Here is a 19,929-nt window from a genome sequence, read left to right on the forward strand (position 1 = left end):
AGCAATTGATTGGCAGGAGGACACCATGGCCGAGACAACGCAAGCAACCAGCGCTTCCACCTTCACGTTGGCGCCACCCGAGGTGCTGACACCCCTGCCCGCCGAGGTCGCCAAGACCGCTGTGCCGCTGGCGAAGGAAACCCAGACCGCGGTCGACGACCAGGTCGAACGTTTCATGGACGGCCTGCTCAAGGAAGATGTGCAAAGCGAAGCCTTCAAGGCCAAGCTGGACAGTGCATTTGCGCTGGGCCGCGAAGAAGTGTCGGTGGCCGCCAGCCTGATGCAGGGTCGCCTGATGCAGCGCAACTTTGCAGGCGTGGAAGACAGCTCGGCCTTCAAAGCCATTCAAGAGATGCGCGGCCATCTGGACGAGCTCAACCCCGGCAAAGAGGGCGATCTGTTTCAGCCGCAAAAATTTCTGGGCATCATCCCCTTTGGCAACAAGCTGCAGGCCTACTTCCGCAAATACCAGAGCGCTGGCACGCAGCTGCAAAGAAGCATGCAGCAGATCTACGCCGCACGCGACGACATGCAGCGCGACGTGGTCGACATCGAAGCCACCCGCACCAAGCTGTGGGAAGCCATGCAAAAACTGTCCGCCGCCATCTACTTTGCCGAGCAATTGGACGCCAAGCTGGCCTCCAAGGTGGATGCGCTGCAAGCCACCGACCCGATCAAAGCCAAGGCTTTGCAACAAGAGGTCTTGTTCTATGCCCGCCAAAACCTGCAGGACATGATGACCCAGCAAGCCGTCTGCACCAATGGCTACCTGGCGCTGGACGTGCTGAAGAAGACCGGCCGCGAAATGATGAATGGCTGCTCGCGCGTGGCCACCACGGGCATGAGTGCGCTGGCCGTGGCGCAGACCGTGGCACGCGCCACCGGCAACCAGATCCAGGTCATGGAGATGCTGCAAGGCGTCAACAACTCCATCAACAACCTGGTCGCCGAAACCGGCCGCCAGTTGGGCAACCATGTGGAGAAGACCGGCGAGTTCTCGCAAAACCCCTTGTTGGGTATCGAGAAGCTGAAGGAAATGTTTGACCAGACCTTCCGCGCCATGGACGCCATGGACAACTTCCGCGCCAAGTCCATCGAGGTCATGGGCCAGAACAACGCGATGATGAAAGAGCAACTGGCCCGCGCCGACCAGTATCTGGACCGCACCCGGCAACAGCAGGCCCGCGAGGCCAGCAAGCAAGCCCTCAGCGGACCGGTTGCGCTGTAAACAACTTCCAATTTTTATTCGAAACGAACGGGGACTCTATGGCTACGCAATATGTGATGCAACGTGACACCGGTGGTTGGCGCACCCAGGTCTGGATCTCCTTTGGCCTGGCCCTGGGTGCCAGCGCCATTGGCGTGCTGATGCTGCCGGGCCAGGAGCTGGACCGCGCCTTCCTCGCCATAGGACTGTTCTTCTGCCTGTTTGCATCCTTTGCGCTGGCCAAGACCATACGCGACAACCGTGACGGCCAGGTGGACACCGCGTCCTGGGTGTTGACGGTGTGGATCGCCTTCGCAGCGGCCTTCAGCCTCACGGCCTGGGGTCTGTGGCGGATGAATATTGGCGATTGGCAAAAAGGCTTCATGGTGGTGAGCTGGTTGTTCCTGGTCAGCAGCACCTTTACCGTGGCCAAGACCGTGCGCGACAAACACGAGGCCGACTTGATGGACCGCGCGGCCCACGCCAGCCCCGATACCAAGCCGGGGACGCTGTAAGAGCTTTCAGTCTCGCCTCAAGGCCCAAGCGGCTTGGAATCTAAACCGATCCGTTTGACTTCGCCTCCAAAAAGCGCTGCTGCCGCATCAGCGCATCCCCTGCAAACTGGCTGAGTTTTGCCTCGCGGGCATCCAGTTGCGACTGGATCATCTGCAACTGGTCCTGCAGCAAATCCAGCGCGGGTTTGCTACCATCGATGACCAGGCTAGCCCTGTCTTTCTGCGGCACCTGCAAGCAACTGTTGATGGAGTCGGGGATGTAGCGGCGTACCGCCTCGCGCAAGTACAGACGCTCTTCCGTAGCCAGGCCCGCGTCGACCTGTGCAGAGCCCAGCAATGCTGTGCAACGCACAATGGATTCCTTCAGCTGCGTCAGACTGTCAATCAGCGGTTGGGGTGCATCCACTGCCATTTTTTCCATTGCCGCATCGAGTTGCGTCAGGGCTTCGGCGTCTGCCACCTCGGTGACCGCGCGTCCAGTCGCAGGGCCAACACTTGGCTGACGGGCGCGTCGGCTCACGACGGCCCACAGTGCCACGGCGCCCATTGCAACCGCACTGCCGCCCATCACCAACACCGAACTTTGGATCACGCCCAAGCCCAGGCCTGTCGCGCAAATGGTGCCGCTGATGGCTTGCACGATGGTGCTGGCCGTTGGCAAGGCACCTCGCGCAGCTGGCTGCCCTGCGGCCACTACCCGCTGTGACAAGGACGCGCCCAGGCGGCGCTTGGCCTGCGCCTGGTTGAGCCGCTGCAGCACGGATGGCGCCACCGGTGGCTTTTGCACCGGTAGTGCCGTGGTGCGCCGGTTCACCGGGCCCTTGGCCGTGGCGTAGTTTTTACTCTTCTTCGGGTCGTTCATGGTTCACGTAGAGACATGTGCGGGAAATCGCAGATGCGCTGTTTGGACGCTCTGCATTTTGCGCGATACTGCGCCGATGAACAAAGCAGGCAAGGCAATTGTGACAGTGGGGCTGCTCGCGGTATTTGGCGCGGCGGCTTACTTCTCGGTGTACCAGACCGGGCGGCTGCCCGCGGCGGCCGGCAGCGGCGGTGGTGCCTTGACAGGCCTGGCGGGCAAGCTCACTGGCGCGGTGCAGACCGAAGAGATCTCCGGCCTGATTGCCGTGGATGTGGAGCCCTACTTCCAAGACCCGCGCGTGCAAAAGCTGTTGCACGACAACGGCATCAAACTCAATGTGCAGCGGATCGGCTCGCGCGACATGGCCGCACGCGTAGTGCCGGGCCAGACGCCGGACTTCTTCTTCCCCTCCGGCGTGGTGGCGGCCAATCAGATTGGCGACACGGCCAAGAAGGCCAACATCAGCACCACGGCTTATTCGCCGATCTACACACCGATGGTGATTGCCTCCTGGGCACCCATTGCACAGATCCTGGGTGCCAACGGCATGGCACGCGAGGCCAGCCCCGGCGTATGGCATGTGGACCTGGCCAAGCTGACGCAGTTGATGCTGGACAAGAAGCGCTGGAAAGATTTGAAGGGCGCCAGCGCCTACGAGGTCAACAAGAGTGTGCTGGTCTCCACCACCGATGTGCGCAAGAGCAACTCGGCTGCCATGTACCTGGCCATGACCAGCTATGCCTTCAATGGCAGCGAGGTGGTCACCGACCGCGAATCAGCCCGCAAGGCCGCACTGGGGGTCTCCGGTCTGTTCAAGCGCCAGGGCTACCAGGAGAACTATGTCAACGGTAATTTTGACGACTACCTCTCCATCGGCATCGGCAAGACGCCCATGGCCTTCATCTACGAAAACCAGGTCGTCAGCTACGCGCTGGGTAAGAAGGGTTTGAGTCCCGGCATGGTGCTGCTCTACCCGCAGCCCACGCTGTTCAACAAAGTGGTGTTCGTGGCCACCAATGACCGCGCCAAGAAGCTGGGCGATCTGCTGTCCACCAACCCGGAGCTGCAACGCCTAGCGGTCGACTTCGGCTTTCGCATCGCCGATAGCGCCTACTTCGTGCAGGCCACCAAGGCCGCCAACTTGGCGGTCGAAGAGCGCCTGACCCAGGTCATCGACCCGCCCAGCTTTGACCTGATGGCCGAGATGATCGACACCATCACACGCGAGATGGCGCAGTAAGCAAAAACAGCAATCAGGAGGACGAGGAATGGCAATGCAACACTTCACACGCCGGGCCTGTGCGCTGCTACTGGTGGCACTGGGTCTGGCCGCCTGCAACAAACCGACCGAGCCCGCCAAGACCAGCAGCACGCCCGCCGCCGCAGTCACGGACACCTTCACCGTGCTGGCCACCAGCGATCTGAAGGACGCCCAGCCGCTGGAGAAGATGGTGGAAGACGCTACCGGCGTCAAACTCCGCTTCAAGTACGGTGGCACGATGGAAAGCACCGAGGCCGTGCAGACCGGCAAGGCCCAGGCCGATGCGGCCTGGTTTGCCAATGCCAAGTACCTGCTGTCCGACCCGCAAGGCCAGGCCCGCGTAAAGCTGCAAGAGAAGATCATGCTGTCCCCCGTTGTCGTGGGCGTCAGCGCCAGCCAGGCCAAGCTACTCGGCTGGGACAAACCCGAGGTGGCCAGCAAGATCACGTGGAACACCATCGCCAAGGCCGCACAGAGCGGCCAGCTCAAATACGCGCTGTCCAACCCCGCCACCAGCAACCAAGGCTTCATGGCGCTGATGGGCGTGGTGGCCTCGGCCGCGCAGAAGTCCGAGGCACTGACTGCCGCCGATGTGGACCGCGCTGCCATCAGCGGCTTCATCAAGGGCTACAAACTGGTGGGCGACAACAGCAGCTACCTCAGCGAAAAATTCATCGAGCAGCAAAACACCCGCGTCAATGCCTTCATCAACTACGAAAGCTGGCTGCTGTCGCTCAACCAATCGGGCAAGCTCAAGGAACCGCTGACGCTGATCTACCCCTTCGAGGGTGTAGCCACGGCCGACTACCCGCTGATGCTGCTCAACGACACCAAGCGCGAGCAATACCAGAAGGTGGTGGCCTACCTCAAGGGCGACGCGGCTCAGACCTGGCTGGCCAAGACCACGCTGCGCAGGCCCGTCAATGGCGAGGTCGCCAAGGCCCAGGCCAGCCTGTTCCCGCAAGACAGCATGCTGGTGGAGCTGCCCTTCTCCACCGACCGTCCGCTAGCGGACGGCCTGATCAACGCCTACCTCAATGAATTCCGCACACCGATTGCCTCCACCTTTGTGTTGGACATCAGCGGCAGCATGAACCAGAACGGCCGGCGTCAGCAGTTGGTGGAAGCCTTGCAATACATCGCTGGAGACGACGCATCGCTGACCGGGCGTATCGCCCGCCTGACCAGCCGCGAGAAGGTGTGGATGCTGCCCTTCTCCGAACAGGTCTATGCACCGGTTTTCTTCCAACTGCCCGGCTTGCCCAAGGCCGATGCCGCGCGCAAGGGCCTAGCCCTGCAGGCCGCAGATACCGAGGCCAAGCAGAAAGTGCTGGGCCAGGTGCGCGACTATGTGGACAGCCTGCAGATGAACGGCGGTACCGCCTTGTACGATGCCATCCTGCAAGCCCTGGTCAATATGAACGAAGAGCGCCAGAAGAACCCGGGCTACCAGTATTCGGTGGTCGCCTTTACCGATGGCGAGGTCAACAAGGGGCGCGACATGGCCCAGTTCAAGGCCGCCTACGCCGCCCTGCCCGAAGATGTGCGGGCCATCCCCGTCTTCATGGTGCTGTTTGGCGAGGCCAATGAGACGGCCTTGAAAGACTTGGTCGCCACCACCGGCGGGCGCGTGTTCGACGCGCGCAAGGCCTCGCTGTACAGTGTGTTCAAGGACATCCGGGCTTACCAATAAACAGCCAACAAGTGCCGGGTGCGTCGTAGACCCATGCTCACCCTCTTCACATGAACAAGATTGGTAATTTCTTGCAATCCCCCGCCAACTGGGGCGGCGTGGGCTTAGCCACGCTGGCGCTGGTGCTCAGTGGCCTGGGCCTGACCCAGGTGGGCGCAGGCGCCCTGGCGGCGCTGGGCTATGCGGCGGGCTTTGGTGTGGGCGGCATGTGGTTCGGCTTTCCCAAGTGGTCAGGTAACCCCTGGGACGCGCTGGAGTTTGAAGACGCAGGTGATGCACGCACCAGTATGCTCACCGCCCTGAATGCAGTGCGCCAACTAGTGGACTACAACCCGCAAAACCGCCTGCCCGCCAGCCTGCAGACCAAGGTGCTGGACCTGTGCAAGCAACTGAACGGCCTGCTGGACCAATGGGAACGCAGCAAGGGCCAGTTGTCATTGGAAGAAGGCTTCCACGCGCGCCACATCGCGCTGAGCTACCTGCCCGACGCACTGAAGACCTATATGTCCATCCCCCAGCAGTTTGCGATGAGCAAGCGCCTGGACAACGGACAGACCGCGCAAGAAACCTTCAACGCCACGCTGGACGACCTGACGCGCAAGGTGGCCCAACTCAGCGAAGACCTGGCCACGCAGGACGCCCAGGCCTTCTTGAGCCATTCACAGTTTTTGCACGAAAAGTTCAATCCGCCACGGATTGGATGAATGTGATATCCAGGGTTTCTGATGCGCAAAATAAAACAGCACCCGAAGGTGCTGCGTAGCTTGCGCTAAACGGAATCAGGCTTGCTTGTTTTTGCGACGGCGAGCAACGGCTCCCAGCAATCCAAGACCGGCCAGCATCATGGCGTAGGTCTCTGGTTCGGGCACGGGTGTCGTAGGGTTGGTTGCCGACCGACCGAAACGCAGGTCATCGAATGCAAGAATGTCGTTTGTGGCATTGAACGTCACGCTGGATATCAACTGACCATAGTCGATAAAGCCGACAAATGCGCCACCACCACCGATCGCCGAAGGCATGTTGATGGTCTGACTTACAGACGAGCCATTCGTGTAAACGATAGTCTGCTGAGGCACCAGATTGGTCTGAAGGCCATTGACGAAGAATCCAAAGGCATCGACCGGATTGGTGAAGTTAAAAGTCACCGAGCCGCCAAAAACGCTCACGAAAAATCCACCGCCCGCAGTGGTATTGAACCCGCACAGGGCCCCGCAACCCGAGTTGTTCGTAATGGAGCCACCAGAAATGGATAGGTTGGCGGGCACGCCGGATTCAAAATCGACGGTATTCAGATTACCAGCGACCGAGAGGAACGACCCGGCAGCGGCGTTCGAGTTGGCCATTTGGCTGAGCGAGGACACATTGTTGTCCGCAGCCAAATACGTAACAGGCGCCGCCTGTGCCGCGCCCACAAATGCCAAGGCCAGAGAGATCGCTGTTAATTTTGGAAAGTTTTTCATAAGAGTGTTTTGAGCGTGGATACTGGGCTTGATTGTTACTATCAAACCCCATTGGCTCAATAGTCCGATCGGACTAGTCTGCAGGCGTGTTCGATTGCGTCTTTCGCATGTCCACACCAAACGGGACGGACTTTCTCATGATCCTGCGGCGGTACATTCATTCCGCGCCCCGTTTGCCGCGGTCAATGTTTTAACAATCGCTATTATTTTTGTAGCCAACAACGTATATTTCACGAGGGCTACAGGAACTTTCATCCACGAGCAATGGGGCTTCGGCGTTCAAAGAACCCAAATAGGGTATCTACAACCCATTTCCAAAGCGCAACCCGACCACGCTCGCGACCAGGCCAATGCAGCATAGTGACCGGCGCCTGCAGCCACATCCCGCTGTCGAACTGCGCAACGATCTCAACCCAACCAGCCACCTGTACGCTGTGCACACCACCCTGTGGCACCACGGCGCGCACCTGCAAAACCGTGTGGTCCAGGTTGAGGTGCTGTACCACCGCCACCCCGCCCTGCGCCACCCGCAGCACCGCACCACGCGGCAGGTACATGAAGTGCGACTGCCCCCGGCCAAGGCTCAAGGGGCCGGGTATCCCGCTTGCAACAGACTTTTCCATTACTCCATCCTCCTTTTGGATAGGTTCAAAAGGTCCAGACCCAGAGGTCGGGGACATGGAGAAATCGTAAGAAAAGCAGGGTTCATGCAACAGGCACAGCCCTGCCCAGTCTTTCGCAGAACAGATGCGTCCAACGCCATCTGTTACGGTACGCTTTTCACAAATCTGTATCTGTTCTGCCGACAACAGATCAAAGACCATTGGCCATGGACACGCTTTCTCCACCCTCTACCGAAGCCCTGCCCATTTACCAGCGCCTCGCCGCGCACTACCGCAGCGCCATACAGGCCGGCTCATTGGCAGTCGGTGACCGCATGCCCTCGCTGCGCAGTCTGATGCGCCAGCACGATGTCAGCCTGTCCACCGCCATGCAATTGAGCCGTCACTTGGAAGACCAAGGTTGGCTGGAGGCCCGGCCGCGCTCGGGCTACTTTGTGCGCCAGCCGCTGCGCACCACGCTGGCCAAGGTCAGCGAACCGCGCATGGACATACGGCCCGACCCGGCGCAGTACGTGGGCATACACGGCAGGGTGTCAGACTTCATCGCCCGCGGTCGCCTGCACATGGTCAAGACCAATCTGGCTGTAGCCCGTTGCGCCCCAGAGCTCTACCCCAGCGAGGCCTTGCGGCTAGCCACGATGCGGGTGTTGCGCAAGCGGCCCACGCTGCTGACGTCAGCTTCTTCGCCACGCGGCAATGCGGAGTTCCGTGCGGTGCTGGCCAAGCGGGCGCTGGGCATAGGCATGAAACTGTCGCCCGACGAAGTGCAGATCACCAATGGCTGCATCGAGGCGCTGAATCTCGCGCTGCGCGCCGTGGCCCAGCCCGGCGACACCATCGCGGTCGAATCCCCCACGTTCTACGGGCTGCTGCAGGTGTTGGAGTCTTTAGGCTTGCGCGCGCTGGAGATACCGACCAGCCCGCAGACCGGCATCTCGCTGGATGCCTTGGAGATGGCCATGCAGACCTACGACAACATCAAGGCCGTGGTCGTGGTTCCCCATCTGCAGAACCCCTTGGGCAGCATCATGCCGGACACCCACAAGCAGGGTCTGGTGCAATTGTGCGAACGCCACGGTGTCGCTCTGGTTGAGGACGACACCTACAGCGAGCTGGTCAACGAGAGCACGCGGGGCGACACGCCGTTGCGCGCCGTGAAGTCGTGGGACAGCACTGGCAATGTCATCTACTGCGCCTCGCTGCACAAGATCCTGGCGCCCGGTATCCGCATAGGCTGGATGGCGCCTGGCCGCTGGCAGGCACGGGTGGAGATGCTCAAGTTCACACAGACCCGCAGCAACGAAGAGTTGTCGCAACTGGCGGTGGCCGACTACATGGCCTCGCCCGCCTACGACCGCCACCTGCGCCGCCTGCGTGGTACCCTTTCTGTGCAGCGCGAAAAGACGGCACAGGCCATTGCCAACCATTTCCCCGAGGGCACGCGCCTCAATGTGCCCGACGGCGGCTTGTCGCTGTGGGTGGAGCTACCGCAAAAACTGTCGAGCCGGCGCGTATTCGACGCCGCCTTGCAGCAGCAGATTCTGGTGACGCCTGGCCAGATGTTTTCCAACAGCCTGCGCTTTGATCCCTACCTGCGGGTCAACTGCGGCTGGCCGCACCAGCACGATGTGGAGCAAGGCCTGCGGCGGCTGGGGCAGATCGTCACGGACCTGCTTAAAGAAGAGGCCTAGCAGCAGCCCGCAAAGCCATCGTTATGCAGCACTCCTGGGGTGATGCTGGGGTATATTCCCCGGCCGCCGGTTCGCGGATGCATTCTGCAATGCGACGGCGTTCACTGAACGAAACACAAAGGATTGAGGTATGGTCGGAAGAGTTCTCTCACTGGTTTTTTTGGCAGCTATGGTGCTGCTCACAGGCTGTGCAACCCGCACCAAGATGGCTTTCGAAAGCGATGACGTCAAATGGACGGAAAAGAGCAAGCCAGTCTATTTGATGACCGCCACGGTCAAGAATCTCTACAGGACTTCCTACCAACCCAAGCTCCTGGTCGTCAATGTGGAAAAGCCGGACGCCAAGGAGTCCTCCGATCGCTTGAACTTTGTCATGGACGAAAAGGCCAAGGCAGAAACGGGTAAGCCCGAAACGGGAAACAATTACTTCATTCGGCTCGAACTTGACCCCGGCAAGTACGAGATTCGTGGACTGACCAGCATGGCCAGTTCCTTCCCTATCAACGCCGTGTACTTTGCGCCCCTTCACGCTGAGCTTGCGGTAAAAGAATCCGGTATCTACTACCTCGGACATGTCAACGCCACCGTGCGTGAGCGTCAAGGCGAAGAATTCAAGGCTGGCCCAACCATTCCGCTGATAGACCAGGCGGTCGGCGGTGCCTCGGGCGGGACCTTCGACATAGCCATCACAGACGACTTCGAAAAGGACGAGGCCCAATTCAGAGCAAAATTCCCCGCGCTTGCCGGTGTAAAGATCACCAAGGCCATCTTGCCAGCCTTCGACAAGGCCAAGGCCCAGGCTTGGTGGGAAACCCACTAGGGTCCTTGCAACTGAACTAGGCCATCCGGCGAACAACTGGCGTCAAACAGCCCCGGACTTGTCCTCCAACACAAAGCCCACGCCATAGACCGAACGTATCCATTCGTGGTCCGGGTCAATGGCGGCGCACTTGCGGCGCAGGTTCTTGATGTGGCTGTCGATGGCACGCTGGTTGGCGTCCAGGTCGTCGCTGTAGACGCTATCGAGCAACTGGCTGCGGGCGAGCACGCGCCCGGGCTGGATAGCCAATGCGCGCAGCAGCTCGTACTCCTTGGCCGTCAATTGCAGCGGTTGGCCCAGCAGGCTGGCACTGCGGTTCTCGCGGTCCAACACCAAGGCGCTGGGTACGCTGACACCAGCTGCCGCCGGTGGCGCGACCCGGCGCAGTACGGTGCGCACACGGGCCATGACCTCGCGCGGCGAAAAGGGCTTGCAGATGTAGTCGTCGGCCCCCAGGTTGAGGCCTAGCAAACGGTCTACCTCTTCCACGCGGGCGGTCAGCATGATGATGGGCACCTGCGAGTGCTGGCGCACGGCCTGCAAGACACTCAGGCCGTCGCGGCCGGGCAGCATCACGTCCAGCAGCACCAGCGCAGGCGGTTGGCGCAGGATGCTGTCCAGGGCCTCTGCACCGTTGTCCACATGCTGGGGGGCAAAGCCTTCGTGGCGCAAGTAGTCCACCAATACCGACGCAATGTCCGGCTCATCTTCTACGACCAATATGGGAAGTGCTGTGGAGGTGCCCATGTTCAACCACGCTCAGGCGGCATGTCGGGCGACAGAGGCAGCACCAGGCTGATGCGCAGGCCGCCCAGTGGCGACAACGCCGCCGTGATGCTACCGCCATGGGCCTGCACAATGGTCTGGCAAATGGCCAGGCCCAGGCCCGAGCCACCGTGTTTGCGGTCGCGCGAACTCTCGCCCCGGTAGAGGCGCTCGAACAAATGGGGCAGATCACTGGCCGCTGGCGCGGGCGCGGAATCGTCAAAGCGCAGCAGCAACTGCGGTGGGTTTGGGGCGTTGGGCGCAGCGGGCTGCAGGGCCGCATTGATCTGCAGGCAACCGCCCCCCTGCGTGTACTGCAGGCTGTTCTCCAGCAGGTTCACAAAGACCTGGTGCAGGCGCGCGGGGTCCGCCCGCATGCTCCAGTGGGTCTGCTGCGCCAGTTGGATCAGCGGCGCCGGGTCCAACTGCAGGCCCGCCTGCTGGAAGCGGCTCTCCATCAGGCGTAGGGCTTCCAGCAGGCCATCCAGCGGGCGCACACCATCCTGCAGCGTGGCCGCGGCCTGCGGCTCGCCATCCTGCATGCTCAGACGCAGGTCCTCCACCAATTGGCCCAAGCGCTCCACCTGGCGGTGCAGGCGTTCGGCCGTAGGCGGCGTGAAGGGGCGCACCCCGTCTTGCACCGCCTCGATCTCGGCCCGCATGGCAGCCAGCGGCGTGCGCAATTCGTGCGCCACATCGGCCAGCCAGCGCTGGTGCCGCGCCTGGTTGTCCCCCAGTTGCTGGGTCATGGTGTTGAAGGTATGGGTCAGCGTGGCCAACTCGTCATCGCCCTGCACCCGTACGCGCGTACTGAGCTGGCCTTGGGCCACGGACTTGGCGCCATCCACCAGCGCATGGACGGGGGCCAGCCAGCGCCGCGTGAGCTGCCACGAGATCAACAGGGCCAGGGCCAAGCCCACCAGGCCCGACACCACGACAAATGTGGACTGCTGTGCGATGAAGGCCCGCCCCGCGTCGGTCTGCGTGCTGGCCAAGGGGGCGATGGCCAAGTAGGCCACCACCGTCTGCCCATGCATGACCGGGCGCTTCGCCGTCGTAGCGCTGTCCACAGGGTTGCCCGCCAGGACTTTGAGCGTCTGCGGGTCCAGCAGGGCCATGCGGGCATAGACCGAGTCACGCCGCGCGCGCGGGTCGTTGGGCGCATCGGGCGGGGGTGGAGGTGCGTAGCGCTGCGGCAGCAAATCCAACTGGGCCTGCATGCCACCTCCCGGGCCTTCTGGACCGCCAGGGCCGCCAGGGCCACCAGGGCCGGGGCCATGGTCTCGCGGCGGCCCCAAAGGCCGCTGCTCCTGGTTGGGTGAGCGCGGCGGTGGCGCGGTGTCCATCCGGCCATCGGGCATTTGCAGGCTGAACCAGGCCTGGGGGTTTTGCTCCAGGAATTGCCAATTACCCGATTGGGCATAGGCCTGCTCCAGGCGCGTGGCCAGCCAGTCCATGCGCGATAGCTCGATCTCGGCCACATAGTCACCCAGGCTGCGCTGCAGGCCCAGCCGGGAGAGCGCCACAAAGGTCAGCAGCAAGGCCAGCAACAGCCCCGCCAGAGCCAGGAACAGCTTGCGCGCCAGCGTCAGCCGGGGTCGCCACGCGGATCGCGCAGGAGCGGTGGCATCGGCAACAGTGAACGGCGGCATGGTGCCCAATGGTAAGACAGGCGCGGCAGCCTCCCACGCTACATGTGCTGGGCCGTGCTTCACGCGCTAGGCCGCAATGCCCACCTGCAGTGCGGCCACGTAGCCATTGCTGGTGTCACCAGTGACCGAGGCCAACTGCGTGCTGTAGCCGTCGCTGAACACGTTGTCGGTGGCGAAGCTGATGGCCGCGAAATTGTTGATGCTGGCACTGTAGCCGCTGCTGGCGTAGACCGCATTGCACACCGCATTGGGAAAGGCCAGCTGCGAGGTGCGCACCGCGTCGCCGGCCGGGTTGGACGTGGCTGCCGCCTGGCTGGCATAGACCTCGAAATGGATGTGGGGCATGCGTCCGGAATAGCAACCGGGAAAGATGGTCGTGAACGTGACCTGGCCATTGCTGTCGGTGATCTGCACGCCGCGCAGGTAGTTCTCGTTGGTGACGCCGGTGGAGTACATGGAGTACAGGCCCACGCGGTCACAGTGCCACAAGTAGACCGCGTAGCCTGCCAGCGATGCGCAACTGTTTTTAGTGTTCACCAGTGTCAGCGTGACCGTCAGCGGCACACCGGTGGCCGTGTTGTTGCTGGTGACGATGCTGGAGCGGATGTCGCGCCGCACGATGCCCGACAGCAACAGCGCATTGGCGACACCGCTGGCATTGCTGTTGGTGCCGTCACCGGGGTAGGGGCCATTGGTTTCGCTGGGTATCACCGAACAACTTGCGGTGGGCGTTGTAGTGGTGGTCGTGGTCGTAGTCGTCGTTGTGCTGGTGCCGGTGCTGGACGTGCCTGCTGCGGCATCGCCCGCGCCGCCGCATGCGGCCAGCGCCAGCGGCGACAAGGCGCCCATGCCCAGCCAGCGCAGGGCGCGGCGCCGGTCGGATTGTTGTTGGATCCAGGCATCGAGATCACGGGCAAGGTGGGTGTCGGGCAGAGGGTTGTTGGTTGGGTTCATTGCATGCTCCTGGCGGTTGGGGTTGGCGCCAGTGTGCAATGCAATGTGGGAGAAATCTGGTAGACCGGTGCGTAGGGCTTTTTTATAGGAAGAGTTGCTGCAGATCGATGGTCGAGCGCTGACCAATGTCGGCCCCGTGCGCCGCCAACCACAGGCCTGCACGCTGACGGCCTTGCTCTTTCAGCAGCTCTAAAAAGGGGGCATGGGCCAGCAGCCGCGTCTCGGCCCGCTGCAGCGTACTCACCTGGCTGGAGTCCACCATATGGAAGTGCATGCTGCGTAAGCGGCGCTCCAGCGGGCCCCCGCTCCACCAGCCACGCCCCGCAAACGCGGTGGCCTGCGCGAACATCCGCATCTCGCGCATGAAGTGGGCGCTGAAGGCCAGCTCGGTGATGCGGGCCTCAATTTCCTGCACGCTGTGCGGTGTGCCCTCGTGCTTGAGCGGGCTCAACAGCACCAACAGCACATCCCGCGCCACGCAGTCGTAGAACAGCGGGAACACAGCCGGGTTGGCGCAGTAGCCGCCGTCCCAATAGGGTTCACCATCGATCTCCACCGGGTGGTGGATCTTGGGCAGGCAGGCCGATGCCAGCAGCACATCCACCGTCAGCTCACTCTCGCGAAACACCCGCAGTTTGCCGGTGTTGGCCTGAGTGGCGGCAATAAACAGCTTGAATGGAGAGTGCCGCCGCAAGCGCTCAAAGTCGATCTGGCGCAGCAGCAGTTCGCGCAGCGGGTTCAGTGCAAAGGGGTTGAGTTGCGACGGCGAGAAGTGCCCCGCCCAATGCGCCAGCATGCGCGTGGTGGGCGACAGGCTGATGGACTCCCCCTCACCCTGGGTCAGCGCCTGCCAGGGCATCTGGCGGCCCACCTCGTCCCAAAAGGCGGACAAGCCCTGGCGCGCACCGGCTGGCCCGTCCTGCATCCAGCCATGGGCAAAGGCCACGGCATTCATGGCGCCTGCGCTGCTGCCGCTGATGCCTTCAAATGCCAGGCCGGTGTGGTCCAGCAGCGCATCCAGCACACCCCAGGTAAAGGCCCCATGCGCGCCACCGCCTTGCAGCGCCAGGTTGATCCGCGGCGGTGGCGGCGGTGCGCCATACAGCCGGGCCAACCATGAATGACCAGGCACCGGTGAGGGCATGGCAGAGAGACGATCAGGCATGCGGAGGACTCCTTGGCTGCGCTGCGCCCGGGGCGGCGCGTGATGGAACACAGTATCACCGCCTCGTATTGCAAGCTCTGTGCCTTGCTGGTTCTTGCTTGTATTTGCCAGTGCGGCTCACCATAATGGAAGCGTGCCCTCCAGCACCGGGAGTCTGCCATGTTCAAGCACATTCTGATCCCCACCGACGGCTCAGAACTCTGCAATCTGGCCATTAGCAATGGTGTCAGCTTTGCCAAGGAGATCAACGCCAAGATCACCGGTGTGACCGTCACCATGCCCTTTAATTTTTTCGCACTGGAGGCCACGATGGTCGCCGAATGGATGGAGCGCTATGCCGAAGACTCCAAGACCCTGGCCGCACGCAAGCTCAGTGTGCTGAAGAGCGCGGCCGACCAGGCCGGTGTGGAGTGTGCGCTGGTGCATTGCGTCAGCGAGCAACCGTACGAAGAAATCATCAACACCGCACAAGACCAACACTGCGATGTGATCTTCATGGCCTCACACGGGCGGCGCGGCGTGCGCGGCCTGGTGATGGGGGGCGAGACGCACAAGGTGCTGACCCACACCAAGATACCTGTTTTGGTGTTTCGATAGGAGGCTAGGCGACCGACAAGGCGTTGGCGGGGGCCGGTTGGGTGTTGGCAAAGCCGTCCCAACGGTGGCCTTCGTCGAGGCTCAAGGTGGGAGCCAGGCCCAAGGGCATGGGCAGTGACAGTTCCGACATGAAAAATTTCCTGATTATGTTTTGCGGGCGCTCTGCTTTTTATAGCACCAAGTCTATATATGGCGAGGGCTATCTGCCATTTTTATAGGTATGTTCAGCCAATAACCCCGATTTGGGTAGTTTCACCCACCCAGGGCACCTGCTTACCAGGTCGCCGGAGCTGCCTTGCGCTTGCCGAAGAAGGCTTCGATGGCGTCGACCAGTTCACGTTGCGCGGCGTTCTCGGGCGGCTCCAGGGCGATGGCGGCCTTGACGATGGTCATCAGCGTCTGCTGGTGGTAGTCGCTGAACTTCTCGGCAGACTTCTCCAGCACCGCGGGCACCTCGCGCGCGTCGAGTGCACGGTGGCGCAGCAGGTGGCTGCTCAGAATCCACAGATTATTGGCCTCAGCCGCGTTCATGCTCATGTGCTGGCACAACAGCGCCAAGACGCCTTCCTTTTGCTTGCTGGTGACCACGCCCGAGGTCTGCACCGCGGCCAGGGCCAGCACACCCACCACGTCGACCGGGTGGTCCAGTGCATACAGCGGGGGGATGGTGGACTTTTGCTTCCAACGCAGGCGGTGGAAGAACGTGAAGGGGTTGAGCCAGCCAATGTCCACGCCGTTGCGCTTGAGTGCGCCCAGGGCGACGGTGATTGCGAGTACCAGGCCTAATAGCTCAAGCAAAAGTCCCATGCGGACGCCCCCTTCGTTGAAGAATTTGGGGCGGATTTTACCTGCCCGGTCTGGCAGGGCTTGGGCGACGGCTCCGGTCGCTACCGCGCATGGGGCACTGGCTGGCGCGCGGGCAGCAGCGGGAAGCGCCAGCCACACTGGTGGGCCACCACCGCCAGCAGGATCAGCACCATGCCAGCCACCTGGAGCACCGTCAGAGACAGATCAAATACCGCCACATCCACAGCAATGGCCACCAGCGGGTAGATGTAAGACAGCGCAGCAATGCGGCCCGCAGACAGGCGCTGAAAGGCGGCATACATCAGGTTGTACATCAGCCCTGTGTGCACCAAGCCCAGCGTCAGCAAGGCGGCCCAAGCTTTCCAGGCTAATGCATCGGCCGAGAAGCCAACCCAGGGCAACAGCAGGCCGGCCCCCAGCAGCAGTTGCAGGCCCGCGATCTGCGCTGGTGCAATGCCGCTCAGCTTGCGCGTCGCCAGCGTGGCCACGGCGTACAGCAGGGCCGCGCCCAGCGCCAACGCAATGCCACTGAGCAGTTGCATCTGGCTGCCACCGCCGCCAAAGTGCACACCGGCGGTGAGCGCCACGCCGGCCAGCGCCACCAGCAGCCACGGGATCTTGTGCCAGTCTGGCGCCTCGCGCTGCACCAGCGCCGCCAGCACGATCAGAAAGAAGGGCTGCACGTGGTAGACCACGGTAGACACCGCGATGCCGCTGAGCCGGTATGCGCTGAACAGAAACAACCAGTTCACGATCAGCGCAACCGCGCCCAGCAGCAGCCAACCCCAGGCCCTGCCCACCAAAGGCCGCCAGGCGCCTTGCCAAGCCAGCCACGCCAGCAAGGCGATGGCGCCGATCAGGCAGCGAAACCACACCACGGTCAGCGCACTTTGCCCGCTGGCGACCACGAACAGGCCTATCGTGCCCGACAAACCCATGGCGGCTGCCATGCGCCAGGCGCCGCCGCTGTGTTGCTTTTCCACCGGTCCCATGTTGCTCATGCCACACCTCCATTCGTGAGAGTAGTGTGATTCAATGCTTTTAGTCACACAATCATGCATATTTTCAAATAGCTATTGCTTTAGATTCAACAATAGAGACAGGACCAGCCCTATGGAAATGCTCAACGAAATGGCGGTGTTCGTGCGGGTGGTAGAGAGCGCCGGCTTCAGCGCGGCGGCGCGTCAGTTGCGCTTGACCACCTCGGCCGTCAGCCGCCATGTGAGCCGCTTGGAGGCGCATCTGGGTGGGCGCCTGCTGGTGCGCACCACGCGCTCGCTCAAGCCCACCGAACTCGGTGAGCAGGTCTATGCGGCCTGTGCACGCATGCTCAGCACGGCGCGTGAGGTGCACACACTGGCAGGCAGCTACAGCGCGCGGCCCAATGGCCTGGTCCGCGTGACGGCCCCGGTGGTGTTCGGCCAGGTGTGGCTGGCGCCGCGCCTGCCCGGCTTTCTGACCCGCTACCCGGATGTGTCCATCAACCTGAGCCTGGTGGACCGCACCGTGGACTTGGTGGACGAAGGCGTGGACCTGGCGATCCGCATCGCCCGCGAACTGAGCCCCGGCTTGGCGGCGCGCACGCTGTGCCCCATGCGCTATGTGCTGGTGGCCAGTCCCGACTACCTGGCACGGCAGGGCACGCCGGAAAGCCCGCAGGACCTGCCCCGCCATGCCTGCATCTACCTGGGCTACGGCGCCTTTGGTGACAGCTGGACGCTGCGCCACGGGGCTGAGACGGTGCTGGTCCGCGTGGCCACGCGCGCCCAGGTCAATAACAGTGCGGCCATCCTCGCCATGGTGGAGGCCGATGCCGGCATCGGTCTGGTGCCCGACTTCAGCGCCCACGCTGCGCTGACAGCCGGGCATGTGGTGCAGGTGCTGCCAGACTGGGACTTTGCCGAGCCCTACAGCGGCAGCGTGCACGCGGTCTACATGCCGGGGCCGCATCTGCCGCAGAAGACCCGGGCCTTGATCGACTACCTGGTTGAAAACCAATCGCTATCTTTGTGATAGCACACCAAGCATATTGGACGGGGGCTACTAGGACTGAACGCCCAGCATGGCATCCTTCAGGCGCCAGTCGGCGGGCGTGGGGCCCAGCCAGATGCTGAGAATGCCGTTGAAGAATTCGGGCTCCTTGAAGACCTCGTCCAGTACCTTGCCGCGGCTGGTCAGTGTGGTGCCCACGCCGGGTATCCAGTCGATGGACAGGCTCTCACCGGCCAGATACTTCTTTTGCCCCGACAGCATGCTGCCCAACTTGATCAGGCCCGGCACCAGTTGCGACATCTGGCTCTTGCTGGTGTTGTCGCCCAGGCCCCGGCTGAAAGTCTTGCCGATCTCGGCGCCGTCCACATCGCGCAAGAGCGTGATGCTGACGCGCTTGGGGCCGGGGGCCGCGTAGACCTCTTCCGGCGTGGCCACCTTTTTGCCCAGGTACAGCGCAATCACCGTGACCTTGAAGATGGACTTGTAGCGCACGCCGGCGCCATTGAGCACGAGCTTGCTGCCCGCCACCTCGGTGGTCTCCGGGATCTTGACGCCGGCCAGTTCGGACGGTGCGGCCATGCAAGCCAGCGACAGCATGCCGCTGGCCAGCGCGATGGCGGCCTGTGTTCTCAGGTTCATAGGTGTCTCTCCAGTGCAGTTGGGGTTGTGGGGCAATCAGGGTTCAGGACGTCGCCCAGCGGCTGTTGACCGGCCGCATGGCCTGCGCGGTGGCGACAGACAAGGCCGGCGGCACGGCCACGCCACGCAGGGCCGGCCTGCACAGCAGGTCGACCGCCGCTGCGCCGTGGGATGGGCTGCAGGCCAGCAGCCACTGCCGCACCTGCGCCTGCGCGCTTGCGGGCAAGGCCTGGTGGCGTGCCTGCAGTTGCTGTAAGCACCAGGCCCGGTAAGGGTGGACCGGCGCCGAGAAGGCCTTGCCATTGCACTGCCAGCTGACCGTGCGCTGCCCGGCATGCACGGCAGCGGCGTTGCGCTCCAGGTAGGGCAGGTATTGCGCACAGGCCATGGCCAGCAACGGATACAGCCCCGCCGACACCGTGTTTGGCAGCGCGCAGGCCTGCAGGCGGGCGGCCTGCAAATTCCACATCCGCGCTACCCATGCATGCACGGCAGGCGCCCTGCCGCGAAGGATGCGCGCAGGCGTGGGGTCGCTGGAGAAGTGGCGAAACATGGAGCCGAAGAGCCCAAAGTCCGCCTGCGTGGGGCGATCGCCCATCACAAAAGGCTTGTTGTCCGCCAGCGCGCACTCCATGGCCCCCAGCACCTGGATGTATACCGCCTCCACGGCTGCGGCATTGGCGCGGGTCACGCCTTCGCGAGTCATGAATAGGTGGCGCTGGCGCCATTGGATGAACCAGCGGCGCAGCAGCACCGGCAACCACACATCGCCCAGCATGCCGCGCGCCAGCCGGTCGCCCAGCAGGCGGGCATCGGGCGCGAATGCCCAGCGGTAGTACATGGCGGTCGGCCACAGCCACTCGTCGCCAAAGTCCTCCAGCAGGTGGGCCACAAAGCAGGTGGCCGGGTCGTCCGGGTAGATCTGCGGGCCTATGCGTTGGGCTTCGAAGTGGGCGATGATGGGCGTGGTGTCGGTCAGCCAGCGGCCGTCGGCACATTCGAGCTGCGGCATCTGCGCCACACCGGTGATGCGAGCGCAGCGCGCAAAGGCGCGGCTGTCCATGGCGACCAGCGCATAGGGCAGGCCCTTGGCGCGCAAATAGGCTTCGAGCTTGCCGGTGAAATACGAAAAGTCCAGCCCATGCACGCGCAGGGCCTGCTCCGGTGTCGGTGCCGGCGTCACCTCGAACAGTTCATCCTGCATGCGCTGGTCTCCTCACACTGGC

21 protein-coding genes are annotated in these 19,929 nt (G+C 62.8%); 9 read left to right on the top strand and 12 right to left on the bottom strand.

From position 1 onward, the window contains the following. Nucleotides 1–25: 25 nt before the first annotated feature. Both AC07OO_RS05190 and AC07OO_RS05195 read left to right on the top strand, forming a co-directional pair. Complete coding sequence (locus AC07OO_RS05190) at nt 26–1,228, top strand: toxic anion resistance protein (RefSeq protein ID WP_495080984.1); 1,203 nt, start codon at nt 26–28, stop codon at nt 1,226–1,228. 56 nt (nt 1,229–1,284) lie between these two features. Further along, complete coding sequence (locus tag AC07OO_RS05195) at nt 1,285–1,722, top strand: YiaA/YiaB family inner membrane protein (RefSeq protein WP_495080985.1); 438 nt, start codon at nt 1,285–1,287, stop codon at nt 1,720–1,722. 40 nt (nt 1,723–1,762) lie between these two features. On the opposite strand, the gene AC07OO_RS05200 is transcribed toward AC07OO_RS05195, so the two are convergent. Continuing rightward, the gene (locus tag AC07OO_RS05200; protein ID WP_495080986.1) at nt 1,763–2,584 is read right to left on the bottom strand and encodes a hypothetical protein; all 822 of its coding nucleotides are present in this window, start codon (nt 2,582–2,584) and stop codon (nt 1,763–1,765) included. A 76-nt stretch (nt 2,585–2,660) separates the two neighbouring features. Between AC07OO_RS05200 and AC07OO_RS05205 the strand changes: the two genes are divergently transcribed. Genes AC07OO_RS05205 through AC07OO_RS05215 form a run of 3 tightly spaced genes read left to right on the top strand, consistent with a single transcriptional unit; the run spans nt 2,661 to nt 6,242 of the window. After that, the gene (locus AC07OO_RS05205) at nt 2,661–3,824 is read left to right on the top strand and encodes a hypothetical protein (protein ID WP_495080987.1); all 1,164 of its coding nucleotides are present in this window, start codon (nt 2,661–2,663) and stop codon (nt 3,822–3,824) included. 28 nt (nt 3,825–3,852) lie between these two features. Continuing rightward, entirely contained in the window at nt 3,853–5,538 is a 1,686-nt protein-coding gene (locus tag AC07OO_RS05210; RefSeq protein WP_495080988.1) for a vWA domain-containing protein, read from the top strand. A gap of 50 nt (nt 5,539–5,588) precedes the next feature. Beyond that, nucleotides 5,589–6,242 (top strand): hypothetical protein, encoded by a 654-nt coding sequence (locus tag AC07OO_RS05215; RefSeq protein WP_495080989.1) that lies wholly within the window; start codon nt 5,589–5,591, stop codon nt 6,240–6,242. A gap of 75 nt (nt 6,243–6,317) precedes the next feature. Here the strand turns inward: AC07OO_RS05215 and AC07OO_RS05220 are convergent, their stop codons facing one another. Both AC07OO_RS05220 and AC07OO_RS05225 read right to left on the bottom strand, forming a co-directional pair. Then, a complete protein-coding gene (locus AC07OO_RS05220) occupies nt 6,318–6,998 on the bottom strand; it encodes a PEPxxWA-CTERM sorting domain-containing protein (RefSeq protein ID WP_495080990.1) in 681 nt (226 codons plus the stop codon). Nucleotides 6,999–7,249: 251 nt separating this feature from the next. Then, a complete protein-coding gene (locus AC07OO_RS05225) occupies nt 7,250–7,822 on the bottom strand; it encodes a hypothetical protein (protein ID WP_495080991.1) in 573 nt (190 codons plus the stop codon). Between the two features lie 5 nt (nt 7,823–7,827). Between AC07OO_RS05225 and AC07OO_RS05230 the strand changes: the two genes are divergently transcribed. Further along, on the top strand, nt 7,828–9,312 hold the full coding sequence (locus AC07OO_RS05230) for an aminotransferase-like domain-containing protein (RefSeq protein WP_495080992.1): 1,485 nt from the start codon (nt 7,828–7,830) through the stop codon (nt 9,310–9,312). A 130-nt stretch (nt 9,313–9,442) separates the two neighbouring features. Next, the gene (locus AC07OO_RS05235; protein WP_495080993.1) at nt 9,443–10,132 is read left to right on the top strand and encodes a hypothetical protein; all 690 of its coding nucleotides are present in this window, start codon (nt 9,443–9,445) and stop codon (nt 10,130–10,132) included. A gap of 42 nt (nt 10,133–10,174) precedes the next feature. On the opposite strand, the gene AC07OO_RS05240 is transcribed toward AC07OO_RS05235, so the two are convergent. From AC07OO_RS05240 to AC07OO_RS05255, 4 genes are all read right to left on the bottom strand, one after another. Beyond that, nucleotides 10,175–10,879, bottom strand: a complete 705-nt coding sequence (locus AC07OO_RS05240) for a response regulator (RefSeq protein ID WP_495080994.1) — start codon at nt 10,877–10,879, stop codon at nt 10,175–10,177. Nucleotides 10,880–10,881: 2 nt separating this feature from the next. Continuing rightward, nucleotides 10,882–12,549 carry an ATP-binding protein gene (locus AC07OO_RS05245; protein WP_495080995.1) on the bottom strand — a complete coding sequence of 556 codons (1,668 nt, stop codon included), beginning with the start codon at nt 12,547–12,549 and terminating at the stop codon, nt 10,882–10,884. A gap of 66 nt (nt 12,550–12,615) precedes the next feature. Beyond that, a complete protein-coding gene (locus AC07OO_RS05250; RefSeq protein ID WP_495080996.1) occupies nt 12,616–13,503 on the bottom strand; it encodes an intradiol ring-cleavage dioxygenase in 888 nt (295 codons plus the stop codon). A gap of 82 nt (nt 13,504–13,585) precedes the next feature. Continuing rightward, complete coding sequence (locus AC07OO_RS05255; protein WP_495080997.1) at nt 13,586–14,668, bottom strand: patatin-like phospholipase family protein; 1,083 nt, start codon at nt 14,666–14,668, stop codon at nt 13,586–13,588. Nucleotides 14,669–14,827: 159 nt separating this feature from the next. Here AC07OO_RS05255 and AC07OO_RS05260 point away from each other — a divergent pair, with 159 nt between their 5' ends. After that, the gene (locus AC07OO_RS05260) at nt 14,828–15,265 is read left to right on the top strand and encodes a universal stress protein (protein WP_495080998.1); all 438 of its coding nucleotides are present in this window, start codon (nt 14,828–14,830) and stop codon (nt 15,263–15,265) included. Between the two features lie 4 nt (nt 15,266–15,269). On the opposite strand, the gene AC07OO_RS05265 is transcribed toward AC07OO_RS05260, so the two are convergent. The 3 genes from AC07OO_RS05265 to AC07OO_RS05275 all read right to left on the bottom strand — a co-directional run bounded on the left by AC07OO_RS05265 (nt 15,270) and on the right by AC07OO_RS05275 (nt 17,073). Beyond that, nucleotides 15,270–15,395, bottom strand: coding sequence for a hypothetical protein (locus tag AC07OO_RS05265; protein ID WP_495080999.1), 126 nt, complete (start codon nt 15,393–15,395; stop codon nt 15,270–15,272). 143 nt (nt 15,396–15,538) lie between these two features. Continuing rightward, a complete protein-coding gene (locus tag AC07OO_RS05270) occupies nt 15,539–16,072 on the bottom strand; it encodes a phenylacetic acid degradation protein (RefSeq protein WP_495081000.1) in 534 nt (177 codons plus the stop codon). Nucleotides 16,073–16,152: 80 nt separating this feature from the next. Then, nucleotides 16,153–17,073, bottom strand: a complete 921-nt coding sequence (locus AC07OO_RS05275; RefSeq protein ID WP_495081001.1) for a DMT family transporter — start codon at nt 17,071–17,073, stop codon at nt 16,153–16,155. Between the two features lie 112 nt (nt 17,074–17,185). Here AC07OO_RS05275 and AC07OO_RS05280 point away from each other — a divergent pair, with 112 nt between their 5' ends. Further along, complete coding sequence (locus AC07OO_RS05280) at nt 17,186–18,085, top strand: LysR family transcriptional regulator (RefSeq protein WP_495081002.1); 900 nt, start codon at nt 17,186–17,188, stop codon at nt 18,083–18,085. Between the two features lie 30 nt (nt 18,086–18,115). Here the strand turns inward: AC07OO_RS05280 and AC07OO_RS05285 are convergent, their stop codons facing one another. After that, complete coding sequence (locus AC07OO_RS05285) at nt 18,116–18,703, bottom strand: chalcone isomerase family protein (protein ID WP_495081003.1); 588 nt, start codon at nt 18,701–18,703, stop codon at nt 18,116–18,118. Nucleotides 18,704–18,746: 43 nt separating this feature from the next. Then, on the bottom strand, nt 18,747–19,907 hold the full coding sequence (locus tag AC07OO_RS05290; protein ID WP_495081004.1) for a glutathione S-transferase family protein: 1,161 nt from the start codon (nt 19,905–19,907) through the stop codon (nt 18,747–18,749). Between the last annotated feature and the right edge of the window lie 22 nt (nt 19,908–19,929).

The sequence above is a fragment of the Rhodoferax sp. GW821-FHT07G04 genome (genome assembly GCF_059418585.1).